We start from the raw sequence: 873 nt of genomic DNA, 5'->3' as shown, positions 1-873 counted from the left end.
TGGGTGTTGTCATCAAATGAGGAAAAGCGTTTCTCTTCATTTAAGTCGTAGTCGACGCTCATGGTAAAGTAGTCTGCAACGATACCCGCACCTACTGTGTAAACAGGTCTCATACTGTATTCGTATGACTGAATCGTATCAGTGTTGTACTGGAACGATTTGGTTTTCACGTCTCTTCCAATCAAGTTTTTAGCCGAGATACCCAAACGATATGGACCGAAGAACCAAAGTGCCCCCGCATCTAAGTTAAACATAGTTTCAGCAGTTTCGTGTTCACGGAGATCTTTGGTATCAAAGTTTTTAAAGCTGGTCGCATACGAATATGTATAGATACGCTGCAGTTTTGGGGTGATACCAAAAGAAAGATGCTGATTCATAAAGTTGGTGTACTTGGCAAGAGACACCCCCGCCTCCGCTACGCCAATCGAAACACCTTGAACATAGCTGTCTGTCAGTGGATCGACACCTGATGTATCGACATTAGGTTGAACAAATGACTCTGTGTAGAGTTTTCCGTAGACAGTTGCTGATAAGAATTTATTTGGAATACCAACGGCAACGACACCACCTAAGTCAAAATCCATTTTTTTGCCGTCAATAGCGTCCATGGACTTTTTGATCTCATCAACATCGGTCAGCTTACTAATCCGCTCGATTTCGTCAATAAGATCATATTGATCGTCATAACTTATACCGAAACTTGGAATGATCATACCCGCGTCGTCATTGCGGCGGTAAATTGCAGTTAACGCAGGGTTGAAAAATGGAGCGGTCAGATAAGAGGCAGAAACGGTACCAACACCACCCATTGCATCGCTACGTGCTTCAATAGCATAAGTCGCAGCAGAAGCGACATTCGCAAATAGTGATGCT

General features: G+C 43.4%; 1 protein-coding gene. It reads right to left on the bottom strand.

Annotation, left to right across the window (positions count from 1 at the left end; all coding sequences use genetic code 11):
* Nucleotides 1–873 (bottom strand): conjugal transfer protein TraF (locus R7190_RS26330; RefSeq protein WP_318137736.1); only part of this gene is annotated, 873 nt, incomplete at both ends.

Source organism: Vibrio sp. 1078-1 (genome assembly GCF_033340475.1).
The sequence above is the reverse complement of the archived record's forward strand: the minus strand, read 5'-3'. Positions and strand labels throughout refer to the sequence as shown.